The organism is Actinopolyspora mortivallis DSM 44261 (genome assembly GCF_000384035.1).
Lineage (GTDB): Bacteria > Actinomycetota > Actinomycetes > Mycobacteriales > Pseudonocardiaceae > Actinopolyspora > Actinopolyspora mortivallis.
Window position 1 is genome coordinate 2484969 of sequence record NZ_KB913024.1, and the last position, 18641, is coordinate 2503609.

An 18641-nucleotide genomic window follows, 5' to 3' on the forward strand; every position below is an offset into this window, starting at 1 on the left:
AACAATACCCCGAAAATTCTCCCTTTCGGGAGCACCTCCCGCGTGACGGAAATCATGATCCGCGAAAAAGATGCGTGTGACCTGGCGGTTCATCGGAACTCTTCAAGGCTCAACCAAAAGAAATAAGACAAAAATTCACAATATATGCATCATTCGGATCTTTCTTATCCCGGTGCGTTGTCCGCGGAGGGTCGAGAACTCAATCGATCCACCCGAACAGTGACCAGAGTCACATACCTAGTGCCGTTCCGCCCCGCCGCGAGGGCAGGTAACCGGACGGAGCTACCGGAATGTCAGGCCTTCTCCAGGAAGTCCGCCCGGTCCTCGTCCACCAGCTCGGTGACCATCGCGGCCAGCCCGGGGTGCTCCCGCAGCTCGGGATCCAGCTCGACGAACTCCTCGGCCTCGGCCCTGGCGGTGGCGATCAGTTCCTCGTCGTGCACCAGCGAGAGCATCCGCAGCGTGGAGCTTCTGCCGGACTGTGCCGCGCCGAGCACGTCTCCCTCGCGGCGCTGCTGCAGATCGAGCCGCGCCAGCTCGAAACCATCCGTTGTGGACGCGACGGCGTCGAGTCGGTTCCGGGCCGGACTCTGCGGCATCGCCGCACTGACCAACAGGCACAGCCCCGGTGAGTCACCACGTCCGACACGCCCGCGAAGCTGGTGCAGCTGGCTCATTCCGAAACGGTCCGCGTCCATGATCATCATCATCGTGGCGTTCGGCACGTCCACACCGACCTCCACCACCGTGGTGGCCACCAGCACGTCGGTCTCCCCGTCCGCGAAACACCGCATGACCGCGTCCTTGTCCTCGGAAGGAAGCCTGCCGTGCAGCACACCCAGACGCAGCCCTTCCAGTGGCCCCCGCCGCAGCCACTCGGCGAGATCCAGCACCGACACCGGCGTACGTTGCCCGCTCTCGCCGCGCTCCGGCACGACATGGAGTTCTCCCGTCTCGGTGGACGACGTCTCCCCCGACTCGTCCCCCACCCGGGAGCAGACCACATAGACCTGATGTCCCTCGGCGACCTCCTCACGAACCCGCTGCCAGGCCCGTTCCAACCAGGAGGGTTTCTCGGCGGAGGGAACCACCGTGGTGCTGATCGGCGCGCGCCCGCGCGGCAGTTCGCGCAACGCGGAGGTACGCAGATCACCGAAAACGGTCATCGCCACCGTACGGGGTATGGGAGTGGCGGTCATCACCAGCAGATGGGGGCAACTCCGTTCACCCGCCCGCTCCCGCAGTGCGTCCCGCTGTTCGACACCGAACCTGTGCTGCTCGTCGACCACGACCAGACCCAGCCCGGCGAAGGAGACCCCGTCCTGCAGGAGCGCGTGCGTGCCGACCACGATTCCCGCCGCCCCGGACGCCGCGTCCAACAGGGCCTGTTTGCGCCGGGCGGCGGGCAGGGATCCCGTCAGCAGGCAGACCCGTGTGGCCCGCTCGGCGGCACCGAGCTCTCCCGCACGGCCGAAACGGCCCAGCAACTCACGCAGCGACCTGGCGTGCTGGGCCGCCAGCACCTCGGTGGGAGCCAGCATCACAGCCTGGCGGCCCGCATCGACCACCTGCAACATCGCGCGGAGCGCGACGACGGTCTTGCCCGAACCGACCTCGCCCTGTACCAGCCGGTTCATCGGACGCTCGCCGGACAGATCCTCCGCGATCCGTTCCCCCACCTCACGCTGCCCCTCGGTCAGGGTGAAGGGCAGCTCGGCCTCGAAAGCCTCCGCCAACCCACCGCCACGGCGCGGGCAGGGGGGAGCCGGACGCGTTCCCTGCCGCTGCCGGGACTGGGCCAGGGCGAGCTGCACTCCGAAGGCCTCGTCCCACTTCAGTCGACGACGGGCCTGGTTCACCTGGGTGAGGTTGTCGGGCCGGTGGACCAGACGCAGCGCCTCCTCCAGGGAGACCACCCCGACGCGCTGGCGCAACGACTCCGGCAGCGGATCGCGCACCCCCTCCCAACCGTCCAGCACCTGGGCGACACAGCGCCCCACCGACCACGACGGAATCCCCTGGGCAGCCGGATACACGGGGATCAGTGCACCGGCGAAGTTCCGGGCGGCCCCCTGCTCGTCGGAGTCCTCGTCCGCGGAGAACAGCTGGTACTCGGGGTGCGCCAGTTGCAGCTCCCCCCGGTAGGCGGTCACCTTGCCCGCGAACATCCCCCTCTTGCCGGGGGACAGCTCGCGTTCCCGCCAGGCCTGGTTGAAGAACGTGCACGACAGGGAACGGGTGCCGTCGGTGATGCGGGCCTGCAGGATCGTTCCCCTCCGGGAACGCATCCTGCGCTTGTCGACACGTTCCACCCGCGCCAGGACCGTGGCGTGCTCGCCGATCTCCAGTCCGCCGATCGGGGTGAGCTCGCCCCGTTCGGCGTAGCGCCGGGGATAGTGTCGCAGCAGGTCACCGACGGTGGAGATGCCGAACGCACCGTCGAGTGCCTTGGCCGTCTTGGCCCCCAACACCCTGTCGAGTTCGCTGTCCCAGCCGATCATCATGTCACCAGTCGTGCCCGTGTCGGCACGGATGCCGCCCTGTCGTCCGAACCGTCTCCGCCGCCGAAGGAGGGTACGGGCACACGGCTCACCCGGCCTCCGCGACGGTGCGTCAAGCTATCCGAACGGTCCGACAGCCCCTCCGTCGGGAAGCCGGTGCTCTCCCGTGCGGCACCGCCGATCACTCCACCCCCAGCATCAGTTCACCGGCGGACTCCCCGCAGGAGTAGCAGCTCAGTTCCACCTCGGGACGGGTGCGACGCAGGTGGTGCGCCAGCCCCTCCGGCAGGGACGGCGGCGCACCCTTCGGGACCAGCACCGTCACCAGTTCACCGCCGGCGGCCAACATGCGGTCGAGCAGCTCGCGGGCGGCGCTCTCCCGGTCGTCACCGATCAGCACCACCTCCCCGTCGATCATGCCGAGCAGATCCCCGGCACGACAGCGTCCCGCCCAGGTGAGCGCCTCCCGGTCGGCCACCACGAGCTCCCCGTGCCGCGTGGCGGCCGCCGCCTCCGCCATGGCCACGGTGTCCTCGGCGGTACGTCGCTCCGGGTCGTGCACGGCCAGGGCGGCCAGCCCCTGCACCGGCGCCGAGGTGGGGATCACCACGGCGTCGATCCCCGCGCGCACCGCGGCGGCGGCCGCGTTCTCCGCCGGCTCCAGCAGGCCCTCCTCGTTCGGCAACAGCAGTACCTGTTCACGTCCCGTTTCCAGCACCGCCTCCAGGATCTCCCTGGTGTCCGGGAGCTCGCGCTCACCGAAGGTGAGCACTCTGGCCCCCTCCGAACGGAACAGCTCCCCCAACCGTTCCCCCCGAGCCAGGGCCAGCACCACGTGTCCCGCGCTCGCCCCCTCGCGGGACACCTGCCGCCCGGCCCCGTTCGCCGTGTTCGCCGCGGCCAGTTGGTCCGCGAACCGGGTGACCCGGATACCGTGCGGCCTTCCCAGTTCGACACCGGTCTCGATCGCGGCACCGACGTCGTCACAGTGCACGTGCACCGCCCAGAGGTCCGCGGAGGCCCCCACACCGGAGCCCTCCCCCGTGTCCGCCACGGACACGCAGTCCCCGATGCGCCCCAGCCGTTCCCGCAGCTCCGCCGCCGTGGCGCGGACCTCGGACAGCAGGTACATCACCTCGTAGGAGTACGCGGAGTCGTGACCGTGCGCGGCGGGGACGACGGAATCCCCCGGATCGGGGACCTCGGGGACCAGCCGTCCACCGTCCCGGACCACAGCGTGCAGCGCGTCCAGGACGAGGAGCAGGCCGCGTCCACCGGCGTCCACCACACCGGCAGCGGCCAGTTCGGGACGTTGCTCCGGTGTTCTCCGCAGCGCGGTGATCGCCGCGGTGGTGGCCGCGTGTACCGCCGCGGGAAGTTCCGTACCGTCCTCGCAGGCGTCGACCGCGGCGCGCAACACCGTCAACATGCTGCCCTCCACCGGTTCGGCGACGGAGGCCGCGGCCAGCTCGTGTCCCCTTTCCAGCGCCGACCGGAAACACCGCCCGTTCACCACGGGCCGCTCGCGGGCCCCCAGCGCGAACCCACGCAACATCTGGGCCAGCAGCAGCCCGGAATTGCCGACCGCCCCGTGCAGCGCCCCTTCCGCGAACACGGACAGGGCGGACCCCGAGTCCCCGGCGGGGTTTCGCTCCAGCCGCAGCACCGCGGAACGCGACGTCCGCACCAGGTTGGTTCCGGTGTCGTTGTCCGCGACGGGGAACACGTTGATCCGATCCAGTGCGGCACGGTTGGCGGTCAGGGCGAGCACGGAGACTTCGCCCCATCTGCGTACGGCGGATCCGTCCAGCGCGTGCAGCACGAATTCCTCCCATGGGTCGGCCACCTCGCCGCGGGTGCCGCCGAGAATAGTCCTTCGCTCCCACCCGGACGTCACGGGCGGGACAACGCCGCTCGGGAGGGGATGACGGTCGCTCCGCGCGGCCGGGCGGTGTCGAGCGACCGCCCCTCCCGGAAGGGCTTTCCCCCGCTCCGGAGGCCGGGGCCGCCTCGGCGGAGACAAGGTGAGCGCGGCCGGAGGTACTCGGTGGGTTAGACTGGGGCGGTTCCCGGAGGTCGTGTACCGATTACCGGGTCGGTGCCACCGGAGGAGCGGTGCACGGGCACGCAGTCACCCCTGGGTGGACGGCTTCACCAACGTGGGGGCGCCGCGTGGCCTCTCAGCGCTGTCACCGCACGAGGCATGGCCCGCGCCGGGCGGCGCGGGATGGACATTCGAGCGAAGTTAGGGGTGTCTGACGTGGCTGCCGTCTGCGACGTCTGCAACAAGGGACCGGGTTTCGGTATGGCTGTCTCCCACTCGCACCGGCGTACCAAGCGCCGGTGGAACCCGAACATCCAGACCGTGCGCGCCAAGGTCGGCTCGACCCAGCGCAAGCGGATGAATGTGTGCACCTCCTGCCTGAAGGCAGGCAAGGTCGTGCGCGGCTGAACCGCCGTACCGACCGTGAGGTCCCACGAAACCACGAACGCTCGGCCGGTGGAACCGGCCGAGCGTTCGTCGTGAGAGGGGCCGGGGACCTCCGCCCCGGGCGGGACGACGACCCGTCACCCGTCCCGCCCCGGGTACGGCTTCGGGCTCAGGTGAGTTTCCAGTCGACCGGCTCCGCCCCTCGTTCCCGCAGCAGTTCGTTGGCCCGGCTGAAGGGACGCGAACCGAAGAAGCCACGATCGGCCGACATGGGGCTGGGATGCGGAGACTCCACGCACCCCACTCCGGGCATCAGCGGACGCAGACCGCGCGCGTCCCTGCCCCACAGGATCGCCACCATGGGCTGCGGCCGTTGTGCCAAGGCCCGGATGGCCTGGTCGGTCACCACCTCCCAGCCCTTGCCCCGGTGCGAGGCCGACTTGCCCGGCTGCACCGTCAGCACGCGGTTCAACAGCAACACACCGCGCTCGGTCCACGGAGTCAGATCGCCGTTCGAGGGCTGCGGATATCCGAGATCGTTGCCGTACTCCCAGAAAATATTGGCCAGACTACGCGGAACCGGGTCGACGTCCGGGGCCACCGAGAAACTCAGCCCGACGGGATGCCCCGGGGTGGGGTAGGGATCCTGGCCGACTATGAGCACCCGCACGTCCTCGAACGGCTGCTGGAAAGCACGCAGCACGTTCTCACCGGCGGGAAGGTACTCCCTGCCCGCGGCGACCTCCTCGCGCAGGAAGTCCCCCATCGTGGCGATCTGGTCCGCCACCGGTGCGAGCGCTTCGGCCCAGCCTGGTTCCACAATCTCATGCAACGGGCTCCTGGTCACGAACCACGACCCTAGCTACCTCCGTGATCATCGCTGTCAACCCCCTGGTGGGAGTACCCCGAAGACACGGGCACCCCTGTCGGCGTTCTCGGCGCGTCAGGTCGTCCAGTGCTGCCAGCCGCTCTCCTCGGCGTACTCCGAGCCGTCCACGGTCACCCCGCTGCCCTCGGTCACACGCCCGATCGGCTGCCAACCGGGCGGAAGAACCGCCTCGTGGGGGAAACTCGCCACCAGGGCCTGGTCCTCCCCTCCGGTCAGCACCCAACGCCAGGGGTTCGCCCCCAACGCGGAGGCCACTTCCGACAGCCGCTGGGGAACACCGATCCGGTCGCTGTGGAGGTCGATGGCGACCCCGGATGCCTCGGCGACGTGTCCCAGATCCGCGAGCAGCCCGTCCGAGACGTCGATCATCGCCGTGGCCCCGGCGTCGGCGGCCAGTGGACCCGCCGAGTAGGGCGGTTCGGGAACCCGGTGTGCCCCGACCACCGCCAACGGGGAGCGGAATCCCCGGGCCAGCACGGCCCAGCCCGCCGCGGCCCAACCGAGCCGTCCCGCGAAGGCCACCACGTCCCCCGGACGGGCTCCGCCCCGGGTCACCGGAGCTCTCCCCCGGAGATCTCCCAGGGCGGTGACGGAGATCGTCAGGGTGGTCGAGGTCACCATGTCGCCCCCGACCACGTCGGTACCGACCAGCCCGGCTTCCTCCCGCATACCGGACGCGAGTCCGTCCACCAGCTCGGTCGGCGCGTCCGAGGCGCACCCCAGCCCGACGAGCAGGCCGGTGGGCACCGCCCCCATGGCGGCCACGTCCGAGAGGTTCACGGCCACCGCCTTGCGTCCCACCTGGTGGGGGCTGGACCAGTCCAGCCGGAAGTGCACGTCCTGTACGAGCACGTCGGTGGTGGCGACCACCCTGCCGTCCGGGGCGGCGAGCACGGCGGCGTCGTCTCCCGGGCCGAGAAGTGTGTTCGTCGAGCCGGTTCCCTGGGCGGTGACTCTCCGGATGAGGCCGAACTCGCCGAGCTGGGAGACAGTTCGCTCGTTCGGTCTCTGCTCGGACTCCACTGGATCTTCCTTTCCTGAGGCATCGACTCGGGGCGATGCGGTAACTTGCCTGCCTGGTTTCCTGTCTCGGACACCGTCGACCGGACGAAGGGACGTACTCCATGGTGCAGGCCTACATACTCATCCAGACCGAAGTCGGGAAGGCGGCCGAGGTCGCCGGCGAGATCTCCGGCGGAACCGGAATCATCAGCGCCGAGGACGTCACCGGCCCCTACGACGTCATCGTGCGTGCCGAGGCCGAGAACGTGGACCAGTTGGGGAAGATGGTGGTGGCCAACATCCAGAACGTCGAGGGCATCACCCGCACCCTCACCTGTCCCGTGGTGCATCTGTGAACACCACCACTCCCGGGCCGCGGCCCGGCCGGTGTCCCCCGGACGAGGGGCACGTGCTGTAGTGGTGGCGTGCAGAAGCAATCCGGATCAGGGCTGCCGAGGAGTGTGGTGGCCGTGGCGGTCTCGCTGGGAGTGCTGCTGGCCCTCGGCGTGGCCGCGCTCGGCCTCCTGCACGGGCCCGGTGGCTCCCACCAGCAGGAAGCGGCCCGGGAGAGTTCGACCCCCGATCCGCGTGCCGGGAACGGCCCGCTGGCGCTGCCGCCGGTCGACGCGCCGGAGGCCGACTCCTCCGCCTGTGCCGAGGTGCTGGAGGAGCTGCCCGCCGAACTGGACGTCCGGGGAACCGGTGTTGCCCGCAGGGAGCTCGCACGGCCGGCTCCTCCCGGAACCCTGGCCTGGGGGGACGCGGACCACGCCCCGATCACCCTCCGGTGCGGGATCACGGCACCGGCCGAGTTGACCAGGACCTCCGAGCTGATGAACGTCTCGGGAGTCGACTGGTTGCCGATCAGCAGCGGCGAGACCACCAGCTGGATAGCGGTCGACCGACCCGTCTACGTGGCGCTCACCGCCTCGGAGGAGATCGGGAGCGGACCGGTGCAGGAGATCTCCGAGACACTGCGCGGAACGCTCGCCAAGCAGGAGGTCTTTCCCTGAACGGAGCCCGCCCGCCGGGCCTGGCGTGGTGGCGTGGCTGCCCCGACACCAGGACCGGCCACGCCGGTGAGCGACGGCCTCAGCGCAGACCGGTTCCACGGGCCAGGGCGGTGTCTATCAGCGTGCTCAACAGCTCGGAGTACTCGACCCCCGCGTGAGCCCACATGCGCGGATACAGGGAGATCGAGGTGAATCCCGGCATGGTGTTCACCTCGTTGACCACCACCTCCCCGGATTCGGTGAGGAAGAAGTCGACCCTGGCCAACCCCTGGCAGTCCAAGGCGCGGAAGGCGGTCAACGCGGCCTGGCGCAGGCGTTCCGTCTCGCTGTCGGAGACTTTGGCCGGGATGTCGAACTCGGTGACGTCCTCCAGGTACTTGGACTCGAAGTCGTACCATCCCGAGTTTCCCTCCACCCGCAGTTCGGCGGGCATCGAGGCGGACACCCCGCCGTCCGGGAACTCCAGCACACCGCACTCGATCTCGCGCCCGGAAACGGCGGACTCGACCAGCACCTTGGGGTCCGTCCGTCGTGCCTCGGCGATCGCCTCGTCCAGGTCGGCGTGGTCGGTGACCTTCGTGATCCCCACCGAGGAACCGGCACGAGCCGGTTTGACGAACACCGGCAGTCCGAGACGCCCTCTGCGCGCGGCGTCGAGAGTTCCCTCGTCGGGACGCAGCACCTCGTAGTGGCCCACGTCCAGCCCCGCGGCGGCGAGCAGCTTCTTGGCGAACTCCTTGTCCATGGCCACCGCGCTGGACAACACTCCGGGGCCGGCGTAGGGGACACCGGCCATTTCGAGCAGTCCCTGGATGGTGCCGTCCTCGCCGTAGGAACCGTGCAGCATCGGAAGCACCACGTCCACGGCGGACAACACCTCCCCCACACTGCCCTGGTGCAGCGAGATCAGCTCCCTGCGACAGGGGTCGGCCGGAAGAGCGAGCTCGGTGCCCTCGCTGATCTCGGGAACCTCCCTGTTCCGGATCCGCAGTGGTTCCGGGGAGTCCGGGCCGAGCACCCAGCTCCCCCTCCGGGTGATGCCGACGGGGACGACCTCGAAGCGTTCCCGATCCAGATGCTCCAGCGCGCTCGCGGCCGAGGCACAGGAGACGCCGTGCTCGTCGCTGCGTCCACCGAAGACCAGGGCCACCCGGATCCTGCGTTCTGCCATGGGCCAGACGATACCCGCGTCGGCGGACACGTCGCCGGGCGGCCGATCACTTTCCGGTGAACTCCCGAACCAGTAACGGCAGGGTCTCGAGCAGCTCCTGTCGCGAGCAGGCCGCGTAACCGAGCGCCACCCCGTACCACTGTTGCGTGAAACGATGGTGTCTGGCCAAGCCGTCCACCACCACACCGTGTTCCCGGAGGGCGGCGATGGTGTCGCGTTCCGCGACCGCCTCCCCCAGCGGGATCACGACATGGGCACCCGCACGGTCTCCGACCGGTTCGATCCCGGCCCCTCCCAGGGCGTTCACGAGCAGCTCCCTGCGACCGGAGAGCTCCCGACGCAGCCTCCGCAGATGCCGTCCCAGATCGCCGTTCCTGGCCAGTTCGGTGAGCAGCCACTGCCCCGCCGGGGCCGGACGGGTACCCGTCCGTTCCCGATACTCCAGAATGGCCTCGGTCACCCACTCGGGAGCCAACAGCCATCCCACCCCGAGGGTGGGAGTGAGGATCTTGCTCGTGGTGCCCAGATGAACCACCACGTCCGGGGCCATCGAGGCCAGCACCGGAAGCGGGGCCACATCGTAGCGCAGCTCCCCGTCGTAGTCGTCCTCCACGATCAGCCAGCCGGAGCGACGGGCGCGTTCGATCAACGCTATCCGTCGCCGGGCGGGCAGTCGCCCCCCGAGGGGGTACTGGTGGGCGGGGGAACAGTAGACGGCGCTGACGTGTTCGGGAATGTCTTCCACCACCACCCCGGCGTGGTCCACCGGCACGGGAACCACCTCGATCCCCGCCGCGCACAACGCCTCGGCCGCTCGTTGGTAACCGGGCTCCTCCACGGCCACCCGGGCTCCGCGGGGAAGAACCGAGGCGGCGAGCTCCGCCACGGCGCTGGTCGTGCCGCCCGTGGCCAGCACCGAGTTCTCCGCCGGACCCTCCACGACCAGTCCCCGGTGCCGCAGCAGGTGTTCCACCACGGCGGCCCGGTACTCGGGAACACCGGCGCGGTGCGGCAGGGTGGCCGGGGCGCGGTCCCCAGCGGCTCTCCAGGCCCGCCGCCAAGCGGCGCGATCCACCCCCTCCGCCCACGGAGCTCCGGGGGTGAGCAGCACACGGAACGAGGGGGTTGCCTCCTCCTGCACCTCCCCTCCCCGGTGGGAGTGTCCGCTGCCCGGAGGTGCCGCGGTGACGTAGGTGCCGGATCCGCGTCGTCCCGAGATCCAGCCCTCGGCGTGCAGCTGGTCGTAGGCGGCGGCCGTGACCGTACGACTGACGGAGAGATGGCGGGCCAACGCGCGTGTGGACGGCAGCCGGTCCCCGGTGCGCAGCTGCCCGCGGGTGGCGGCCCTGCGCAGCGCGTCGGCCAGTTGGACCGCCAGCGGGCGACTCGCCGTGCGGTCGAGTTCGATCACCAGTTCCAGGAGGGGTGAACTGGGAGCGGGAATACTGGGTGGCATCTCGAAACACTCCCTGATTGGCCCTTCAATAATGCCACCGGGGAGCGGATCTTCGTCGTGTGTCCCACGGAGAGCTCTCCCCCACGGAACGCAGTACGGTGCGACGCGGCAAACACCGCGCTCGTTCGGAACGCGCGGAACTCCACGAGGTTCTGGACCACGCCCTGCTGTGCCACGTCGGTTTCACCGTCTCCGGTCGCCCCCGTGTCCTGCCTACGGCGTTCGCACGCGTGGACGAAACGATGTATCTGCACGGCTCCACGGGCTCACGCCTGCTGCGTGAGGCGGCGAACGGGACCGAGATGTGCGTGGCGGTGACCCTGTTGGACGGCATCGTCTACGCCAGAGCGACCGCCCACAACTCGGTCAACTACCGCTCGGCGGTCATCCACGGCCGCCCGTTCGCCGTCACCGATCCGGAGGCCAAGTGGAACGCCCTGCGCGCGATCACCGAACACCTGGCCCCCGGATCCTGGGAGCACGCCAGACACCCGGACCGCCGTGAACTCGCGGGCACCGCCGTGGTCGGCCTGGACCTGACCGAGGCCTCGGTCAAGACACGTGAGGGCGATCCCGGCGACACCCCGGAGGACGTCGCCGAGGACCGGGTGTGGGCCGGCGTGCTGCCCCTGCACAGCTACTGGGGAACCCCTCGACCGAGTTCGGAACAACCCGGGCGACGCCCCGTACCGGAACACGTGAGCACACGGAGGACACCGTGAACATCCGAGAACTGGACCGTGCCGAGGCCCGGATCGCCCACCCGGTACTGCGCGAACTCCGCCCCTGGCTCGACTCCCCCGAGGACTTCCTGGCCGCCGTGTCCCCTCAGTTCGACCAGGGGTACCGCCTGGCCTGTGTGTTCGACACCGGGCCCGAGGCCCGGGCCGCCGTCGGTTTCCGTGTCGGCGACACACTGGCCTGGGGTCGTCACCTCTATGTGGACGACCTGTGCACGCTGCCCGAAGCTCGGGGAAACGGGTACGCGACCGGGCTGCTGGGCTGGGTGGAACGCGAGGCCGTACGGCTCGGAGTCCGACAGCTGCACCTCGACTCGGGAACCCAGCGCCACACCGCGCACCGGCTCTACACCGGTAACGGGTTCACCATCTCCTCGCTGCACTTCACCAAAACGCTCGACGAGGCGGTCACGGAACCGGAAAGGAACTGACCGGCCTCCCTTCCGGAGGCCGCCGACGGCCTTCCCCAGCGACGTGTTCAGGTCGTCGGGATGACGGCCCGTGCCGGGCGGTACACGTGCACGCTGATCGCCGGATCCGGCCCCTCGTTGTGCACCTGGTGCGCGTAGTGCGGGCCGAACACCCGGGACTGTCCGGGCACGAGAACGTGCAGCGCCTCGGCGTCGTGTCTGCCGGAGTCCGAACGCACCGCCCGTTCGGTCAGCACCCCGGAGACCACGGTGAAGGCCCCGTCGGAGCCTCCGTGGTCGTGCAGTTCGGTGCGCTGACCCGGCAGCCAGCTCAACACCCACACCTCGTACTCGTCGGTGCTGTACAGCAGCAGGGACCAGCGTGCGTCCCTGTCGTAACGCACCCGGTGGGCCCAACGGCGGCGGTCCTCCGCGACCTCGCGGGCGACACGGACGGGGTGTGCCAGGCCGGACTCGGACGCGTTCGGAAGCGTGTTCGGGGGAACGGCGAACAAGGAGAGGTCCTTCGTGGTCGAGGGAATCAGGGCTGAACACGTGACGCGGGCGGATCGATCACTCGTCTCCGCCGATCCGCGTCGTTCAACACGAAGGACACAGCGCGCTGGATACCAGGCGTAGCTCGACGTGGCGGCGCGCACCCTGCCGGGTCCGCTCCGCCGTCGGGAAAGCCTTCATCACACGCGCCAACACGACGTCGAGTCAAGCAACGGCCTTCCCCCACGTCAAGGCCGATTCCGGCACGCGCGTGCGATATCACACGGTCGTGGGTTGTCCGGGCCTCCGGAACCACAGACAGGCGGTCCCGCCCACCACCCTTCCGTGGGGACACCGTCGGCGAGATCCCTGTGTGCTCCTCAGTCCAACGCGCCGAGCACGTCCGCCACCAGGTCCTCGGTGTCCTCGCATCCGGCGGAGAACCGCACGAACCCCTCGGGAACGGGATCCCCCCACTGAGCCCTGCGGTCGGCCGTACTGTGCACACCGCCGAAACTGGTGGCCCCCGAAACCAGGTGACTGCGTTCGAGCATGCGTTCCACCGAGGCCGCGTCCGGCAGCTCGAAACGCAGCACCCCGCCCCACCGGCGCATCTGACGAGCGGCCGTCTCGTGGGCGGGATCGGAGGGAAGTCCCGGCCAACGCACTCCCGAGACGGCGGGATGTTCGACCAGTGCCGCGGCGAGCGCGGCCGCGTTGGCGGCCTGCCGCTCCAACCGCAGATCGAGGGTGGCCAGGCTCCGGTGGGCCAACCAGGTCTCGAAGGGCGCGGGCACCGCCCCCGAAAGCCCACGGGCCCGGTTCAGACGCTCCGCCGTCTCCCGGTCGGCGGTGCTGACATGACCCAACAGCAGGTCACTGTGTCCGCACACCGCCTTCGTGTCACTGGCGACCACCACGTCAGCCCCCAGTTCCAACGGCCGTTGACCCAACGGTGTGGCAGTGGTGTTGTCCACCGCCACCAGTGCCCCGGCCCGGTGGGCGTACTCGGCGACCATCTCGATGTCGCAGACGTCCAGACCCGGGTTGGAGGGGGTTTCCAGCAACACCACACGCGCCCCGGCGAAGTCCTCCCCGGAGAGTTCCCCCGCAGTGGGCAGCCGACGCACCCGCAGGTTCAACTCGGACAACTCGGTACGCACGAACTCCCTGGTCGCGTAGTAACCGTCCGCGGGAAGCACCAGAGTGTCCCCCTCACGTAGCAACGTCCGCAGCAGGGTTCCGATCGCGGCCATGCCGGAGGGGAAGAGCACGCAGTGCCCCCGGTCGAGTTCGCCGAGAGCGCGCTCCAGCGCCCTCCACCCGGGATTGCCCGCTCTCCCGTAGAAGTCGGCCTCGCCCACGCGGTCCGCGCCTCCCAGATGGTAGGGGGCGGCGAAGACCGGTCCGGGCATGAACGGGTCCCCGGCTCCGGCCTCCGGCTCTCCGGCGTGCACACAACGCGTTCCGTCGCCGAACAACGACAGCTCCTCCGTCTCGATCCTCGTCCGTTCCGTGTCTCGTCGGGACACCCGGGCCGAACGGCCCACGGTTCCGGGAGCACACCGGACTACTCGGGCTTGCGTTCCCTGCCGAGGAGTTCGGCGGCGGCGGGAACCGGATCCAGCCCCTCGTGACACACCCGGTGCACGACTTCGGCGATCGGCATCTCCACACCGCATCTGTCGGCCAGGGCGCACAACGAGGTGCAGGACTTGACCCCTTCGGCGACCTGACCGTGCGCGGCCCGCTGCGCCTCGGCCAGGGACTCGCCTCTGCCCAGCCGTTCCCCGAAGGTGCGGTTACGGGACAACGGGGACAGGCAGGTCGCCGCCAGATCCCCCATCCCGGCCAACCCGGCGAAGGTCATGGGCTCGGCTCCCAGGGCCACGCCCAGTCTCGTGGTCTCGGCCAGCCCTCTCGTGATCAACGTGGACATGGTGTTGGCCCCGTAGCCCAGTCCCGAGGCCACACCGCAGGCGAGCGCGATCACGTTCTTGCACGCTCCCGCCACCTCGACCCCGACCAGGTCGGTGTTGGTGTAGGGGCGGAAGTAACCGGTGGAACAGGCCCGCTGCAACGCCACCGCCCGGTCGTGGTCGGAGCAGGCGACCACCGTCGCGGTCGGCTGTTCCGCGGCGATCTCCTTGGCGAGGTTGGGACCGGAGACCACGGCGATCCGCTCAGCGGCCACACCGGCCACTTCGGAGATCACCTGACTCATCCGCTTCAGGGTGCTCAGCTCCACCCCCTTGGCGAGACTGACCAGAGTGGCCCCCTCCGGCAGGAACGGCTGCCAACCGGCGAGGTTCTCCCGCAACGTCTGGCTGGGAACGGCCAGCACGACCGCCTCGGCCCCACGCACCGCCTCCGTCGCGTCGTCCGTGGCGCTCAGCCGCCGGGGCAGCTCCACACCCGGCAGGTACTCCTCGTTGGTCCGTTCACGTTCGATCCCCTCGGCCACGGAGGAACGCCGCGCCCAGAGACGGACGTCGGTTCCCGCGTCGGCGAGCACCTTGGCGAAGGTGGTTCCCCAGGAGCCCGCTCCCAGCACGGCCGCTCGTTCGATCCCACGCCGGGACACGGCTGAGGTCCCCTCAGGCATGGTCCTCTTCTCCGCTCGTGCGCTTCCGGGCCGAGTAGAAGGACGTGGGGGCCGGCTCGTCCCGCACCTCGGCCAACAGCTCGCGGACCCTGGTCATGACCAGATCGGTGACCTCCCGCAGAGTGCGGGTGTCCGGTTCCTTCGTCCGGTACTCCGCCAGGTCCAACGGCTCGCCGAACACGGTGGTCACCCGTTTGCGCGGCAACGGGCGGAAACGCTTGCCGTAACCGTCGTAGATCTCCCGCGTACCCCACCGGGCCACCGGGATGACCGGAACGTCGTGTTCCAGCGCGAGCCGGGCCACACCTATCTTGGGCACCATCGGCCAACCGTCGGGGTCCTTGGTGATGGTCCCGTCGGGATAGATCAGCACCACCTTGCCCGAGCGCAGGGCCTCGTGCGCCTCACGCAGACTCTTCTGGGCGTCCACGGTCCCCCGGTAGACGGGAATCTGTCCCAGACCGCGCAGGACTCCCCGCAGCACCGGGATGTTCCAGAGTGTGTTCTTGGCCAGAAAACGCGGAAGTCGTCCGGCGCGGTGCACGGCGACCGCGTCGTAGATCGGGTCGATGTGCGAGACGTGGTTGAGCACCAGCAGCGCGGGGCCCTCGGCGGGGACGTTACGCAGTCCTGTCAGTCGTGTCCGCCCCAACAGGGTCTTGAGCGGGTAGAACACCACGACCGCGATTGCCAGCCACAGCTTGCCCGTCACCCCGCGGACACGCTCTCTGGTCCCACTGCGAGCATGCCGCAGGCTCTTCGGCTCGAACACCCCAACTCCTTCCCGTTCCGGCGACAGCCAACATACCCGCACCGTCTTCCGCACGGCCCCTCCCGGGGCATGGCGACGGGACTCGCCTCCGGAGCACCATGGTGGGGTGTCTTGCGGGGTTCATCTGCTCGTTCCGATCAAACCGCTGCGGATCGCCAAGAGTCGTCTGCGGGCGGCCAGCCCGACCGCGCGGGCACACGCCGAACTCGTCACCGCGCTGGTTTCGGACACGGTGCTGGCGGCACGCGCGGCCGAGGGCGTCGCCGGGGTTGTCGTGGTCACCTCGGACCCGACGCTGGATGCCCGTTTCCGCGCGCACGGCGTCGAGGTCATCGCGGACTCCCCCGACCAGGGACTCAACTCCGCGCTCGAACACGGGGCGAGGATGCTGCGCGAACGCCGTCCACGGGCCCGGTTGGGTGTGCTACAGGCGGACCTGCCTGCGCTGCGACCCGCCGAGCTGGACGCGGCGATCGCCGAGTCCGCGGGGCAACGTGCCTTCTGCGCCGACAGGCACGGCACCGGAACGACGTTGCTGCTCGCCCGGGGCGACACCGACCTGCGCCCCGGTTTCGGAACCGATTCGGCCCGGGTACACGGACACGGCGGGGCGCGGCGGTTGGCGCGGGCGGCGGAGTCGCTGCGTTGTGACGTGGACGTCCCCGCCGACCTGGGGGTCGCCGAGGCACTCGGACTGGGTGAGCACACCCGGTCGGTGCTGCGTGGGGAGGTCCGCGCGGACTGTGTGGGCCACTCGGCGTGACGGCCCTCTCGGGGCGGCGGCAGCGACCGAGATCACGTTCCACCCATTCGATCGGGTGAGCGTGTCCCCACTTTCATGGGCGAGAATGGAAGCGTGAGCACGGACGGCGACGACCGGCTTTCCGAGTCGGTCCCACAGCGAGGTAACGAGCGCGAGTCCGCCCCACCACACAGCTCCCCCTCCGTGTGGGAGGCGGACCAGGGGGAGGCCTCCCCCTCGTTACCGGAGGACCCCGTCGAGCGGGGGGAGACGCGTGTCCGGCCGGAGAGCGAGTCGGACAGGGCGCGGGTACCCGCCGCACCGCCCGCGGTCACCCGGGCCGCGGCGAGCACCGACCTGCCGGAGAACCGGTACCTGAACCGCGAGCTGTCCTGGTTGGATTTCAACGCCCGTGTACTCGCCGTGGCCGAGGACCACTCCCAGCCGCCGCTGGAACGGGCCAAGTTCCTGGCCATCTTCGCCTCGAACCTGGACGAGTTCTACATGGTGCGCGTCGCCGGACTCAAAAGACGCGAGGAGACCGGACTCTCCGTGCGCAGCACCGACGGACTCTCCCCCCACGAACAACTCGTCCGTATCGCGGCACGCAACCAGGACCTGGTCGAGAAACTCGACCGCGTGTTCCTGGACGAGCTGCTCCCGGAGCTGGAGGCCAACGGGATCCGGATCCTGAACTGGGCGCAACTGGAGGACGAGGACAAGGCCCACCTCACGCGTTACTTCCAGGACCACGTCTTTCCCGTCCTGACCCCGCTCGCCGTCGACCCCGCCCACCCCTTCCCCTACATCTCCGGACTCTCCCTGAACCTCGCCGTGATGGTCACCGACCCGGACGCGGGCATCAAACGGTTCGCCCGGGTCAAGGTGCCGGACAACGTGGCCAGGCTGATCCGGGTCGAGGAGCAACGGGACCGGCAACGAACCACCTTCGTCCCACTGGAGGAGCTCATCGCGGCCCACCTGGACAAGCTCTTTCCCGGGATGGAGGTCACCGAGCACCACATATTCCGCGTCACCCGCAACGCGGACCTCGAGGTCGAGGAGGACCGGGACGAGGACCTGCTCCAGGCCATGGAACGCGAGCTGTCGCGACGTCGCTTCGGTCCTCCGGTGCGGTTGGAGATCGCCGAGACGATGAGCCGCACCATGCTGGAACTGCTGCTGCGCGAACTGGACGTGGACCCGCACGACGTCGTCGAGGTACGCGGACTGCTCGACGTGTCCTGCCTGTTCCAGCTCGAACGGCTCCAGCGCCCCGACCTGAAGGGGGCACCGTTCGTGCCCGCCACCCACCCGGCCTTCGCCGAGGGCAACACCTCCAAGAGCATCTTCGCCACCCTGCGCGAGGGGGACGTGCTGGTGCACCACCCCTACCACGCCTTCTCCACCTCGGTGCAGCGGTTCATCGAACAGGCCGCGGTGGACCCGCAGGTCCTGGCGATCAAGCAGACTCTCTACCGCACCTCGGGGGACTCGCCGATCGTCAACTCGTTGATAGACGCCGCCGAGGCGGGCAAGCAGGTGGTGGCCCTGGTGGAGCTCAAGGCACGTTTCGACGAGCAGGCCAACATCCAGTGGGCACGTGCACTGGAACGCTCCGGCGTGCACGTGGTCTACGGGCTGGTCGGGCTCAAGACGCACTGCAAGACGGCACTGGTGGTCCGCCAGGAGGGCTCCACGCTGCGCCGGTACTGCCATCTGGGCACCGGGAACTACAACCCGAAAACAGCTCGGATCTATGAGGACCTCGGCCTGCTCACCGCCGACGACGACATCGGCGCCGACCTCACCGACCTGTTCAACGTGCTCACCGGCTACGCCAGACACGACACCTACCGACGCATCCTGGTCTCCCCGCAGGGAATCCGCACCGGTATCGTCGAACGGATCGAGGGCGAGATCGAGCTGGCCAGAGCGGGTAAACCGGCCGGAATCCGGATGAAGGTGAACTCACTGGTCGACGAACAGATCATCGACGCCCTCTACCGGGCCTCCCTGGCCGGAGTGGAAGTGCGGGTGGTGGTACGCGGTATCTGTGCCCTGCAACCCGGCGTCCGCGGACTGAGCGAGAACATCGAGGTCCGTTCCATCCTCGGACGTTTCCTGGAGCACTCCCGGGTGTTCCACTTCCAGGGAGCGGGGGAACACTGGATCGGCAGCGCCGACATGATGCACCGCAACCTCGACCGACGTATCGAAGCCCAGGTGCAGGTCACCGATCCCAGGCTCACCGCCGAGCTGGACGCGCTGCTCGACTCCGCCCTCCACCCGCAGACACGGTGCTGGGTCCTCAACGAGAAGGGCGACTGGGAGGCGTCCCCCCACCAGAACCAGCACGTCAAGGACCACCAAGTGGAAATGCTGCGACAGCACGGCGCGAAGGTGTGAGAACG

At 69.4% G+C, this 18641-nt stretch carries 17 protein-coding genes; 7 read left to right on the plus strand and 10 right to left on the minus strand.

Annotated elements, in window-relative coordinates:
• Positions 1 to 293 precede the first annotated feature (293 nt).
• Positions 294 to 2501 (minus strand): ATP-dependent DNA helicase RecG, encoded by a 2208-nt coding sequence (gene recG / locus ACTMO_RS0111720; RefSeq protein ID WP_026449136.1) that lies wholly within the window; start codon positions 2499 to 2501, stop codon positions 294 to 296.
• A 181-nt stretch (positions 2502 to 2682) separates the two neighbouring features.
• Positions 2683 to 4323: a DAK2 domain-containing protein gene (locus ACTMO_RS0111725; protein WP_019854891.1), complete on the minus strand. Its 1641-nt coding sequence runs from the start codon at positions 4321 to 4323 to the stop codon at positions 2683 to 2685.
• 438 nt (positions 4324 to 4761) lie between these two features.
• Here ACTMO_RS0111725 and rpmB point away from each other — a divergent pair, with 438 nt between their 5' ends.
• Positions 4762 to 4953, plus strand: coding sequence for a 50S ribosomal protein L28 (rpmB, locus tag ACTMO_RS0111730; protein WP_019854892.1), 192 nt, complete (start codon positions 4762 to 4764; stop codon positions 4951 to 4953).
• A 148-nt stretch (positions 4954 to 5101) separates the two neighbouring features.
• Here the strand turns inward: rpmB and ACTMO_RS0111735 are convergent, their stop codons facing one another.
• On the minus strand, positions 5102 to 5779 hold the full coding sequence (locus ACTMO_RS0111735) for a uracil-DNA glycosylase (protein ID WP_026449137.1): 678 nt from the start codon (positions 5777 to 5779) through the stop codon (positions 5102 to 5104).
• Positions 5780 to 5875: 96 nt separating this feature from the next.
• Positions 5876 to 6844 carry a thiamine-phosphate kinase gene (locus ACTMO_RS0111740; RefSeq protein WP_019854894.1) on the minus strand — a complete coding sequence of 323 codons (969 nt, stop codon included), beginning with the start codon at positions 6842 to 6844 and terminating at the stop codon, positions 5876 to 5878.
• A gap of 101 nt (positions 6845 to 6945) precedes the next feature.
• On the opposite strand from ACTMO_RS0111740, the gene ACTMO_RS0111745 reads away from it, so the two are divergent.
• Complete coding sequence (locus ACTMO_RS0111745; protein WP_019854895.1) at positions 6946 to 7179, plus strand: Lrp/AsnC ligand binding domain-containing protein; 234 nt, start codon at positions 6946 to 6948, stop codon at positions 7177 to 7179.
• A gap of 69 nt (positions 7180 to 7248) precedes the next feature.
• Entirely contained in the window at positions 7249 to 7836 is a 588-nt protein-coding gene (locus tag ACTMO_RS0111750) for a DUF3515 domain-containing protein (protein WP_245556143.1), read from the plus strand.
• A gap of 79 nt (positions 7837 to 7915) precedes the next feature.
• On the opposite strand, the gene ACTMO_RS0111755 is transcribed toward ACTMO_RS0111750, so the two are convergent.
• Positions 7916 to 9007, minus strand: a complete 1092-nt coding sequence (locus ACTMO_RS0111755; protein ID WP_026449139.1) for a D-alanine--D-alanine ligase family protein — start codon at positions 9005 to 9007, stop codon at positions 7916 to 7918.
• Between the two features lie 46 nt (positions 9008 to 9053).
• On the minus strand, positions 9054 to 10463 hold the full coding sequence (pdxR, locus tag ACTMO_RS0111760) for a MocR-like pyridoxine biosynthesis transcription factor PdxR (protein ID WP_019854898.1): 1410 nt from the start codon (positions 10461 to 10463) through the stop codon (positions 9054 to 9056).
• Between the two features lie 59 nt (positions 10464 to 10522).
• Here pdxR and ACTMO_RS0111765 point away from each other — a divergent pair, with 59 nt between their 5' ends.
• Together ACTMO_RS0111765 and ACTMO_RS0111770 are read left to right on the plus strand one after the other, a co-directional pair.
• Positions 10523 to 11185: a pyridoxamine 5'-phosphate oxidase family protein gene (locus ACTMO_RS0111765; protein WP_019854899.1), complete on the plus strand. Its 663-nt coding sequence runs from the start codon at positions 10523 to 10525 to the stop codon at positions 11183 to 11185.
• Positions 11182 to 11634, plus strand: a complete 453-nt coding sequence (locus tag ACTMO_RS0111770) for a GNAT family N-acetyltransferase (protein ID WP_019854900.1) — start codon at positions 11182 to 11184, stop codon at positions 11632 to 11634. The genes ACTMO_RS0111765 and ACTMO_RS0111770 overlap by 4 nt, the downstream gene beginning before the upstream one ends.
• Before the next feature lie 47 nt (positions 11635 to 11681).
• Here the strand turns inward: ACTMO_RS0111770 and ACTMO_RS0111775 are convergent, their stop codons facing one another.
• The 4 genes from ACTMO_RS0111775 to ACTMO_RS0111790 all read right to left on the minus strand — a co-directional run bounded on the left by ACTMO_RS0111775 (position 11682) and on the right by ACTMO_RS0111790 (position 15485).
• Positions 11682 to 12128, minus strand: a complete 447-nt coding sequence (locus ACTMO_RS0111775; RefSeq protein WP_019854901.1) for a cysteine dioxygenase — start codon at positions 12126 to 12128, stop codon at positions 11682 to 11684.
• Positions 12129 to 12488: 360 nt separating this feature from the next.
• A complete protein-coding gene (locus ACTMO_RS0111780; RefSeq protein WP_211212948.1) occupies positions 12489 to 13589 on the minus strand; it encodes a cystathionine gamma-lyase in 1101 nt (366 codons plus the stop codon).
• Positions 13590 to 13678: 89 nt separating this feature from the next.
• Positions 13679 to 14713, minus strand: a complete 1035-nt coding sequence (locus ACTMO_RS0111785; protein WP_051099077.1) for an NAD(P)H-dependent glycerol-3-phosphate dehydrogenase — start codon at positions 14711 to 14713, stop codon at positions 13679 to 13681.
• Entirely contained in the window at positions 14706 to 15485 is a 780-nt protein-coding gene (locus ACTMO_RS0111790) for a lysophospholipid acyltransferase family protein (RefSeq protein ID WP_019854904.1), read from the minus strand. The genes ACTMO_RS0111785 and ACTMO_RS0111790 overlap by 8 nt, the downstream gene beginning before the upstream one ends.
• 106 nt (positions 15486 to 15591) lie before the next feature.
• Between ACTMO_RS0111790 and cofC the strand changes: the two genes are divergently transcribed.
• Both cofC and ACTMO_RS0111800 read left to right on the plus strand, forming a co-directional pair.
• A complete protein-coding gene (gene cofC, locus ACTMO_RS0111795; protein ID WP_019854905.1) occupies positions 15592 to 16248 on the plus strand; it encodes a 2-phospho-L-lactate guanylyltransferase in 657 nt (218 codons plus the stop codon).
• 93 nt (positions 16249 to 16341) lie between these two features.
• Complete coding sequence (locus ACTMO_RS0111800; RefSeq protein ID WP_019854906.1) at positions 16342 to 18636, plus strand: RNA degradosome polyphosphate kinase; 2295 nt, start codon at positions 16342 to 16344, stop codon at positions 18634 to 18636.
• The last annotated feature ends 5 nt before the right edge of the window (positions 18637 to 18641 follow it).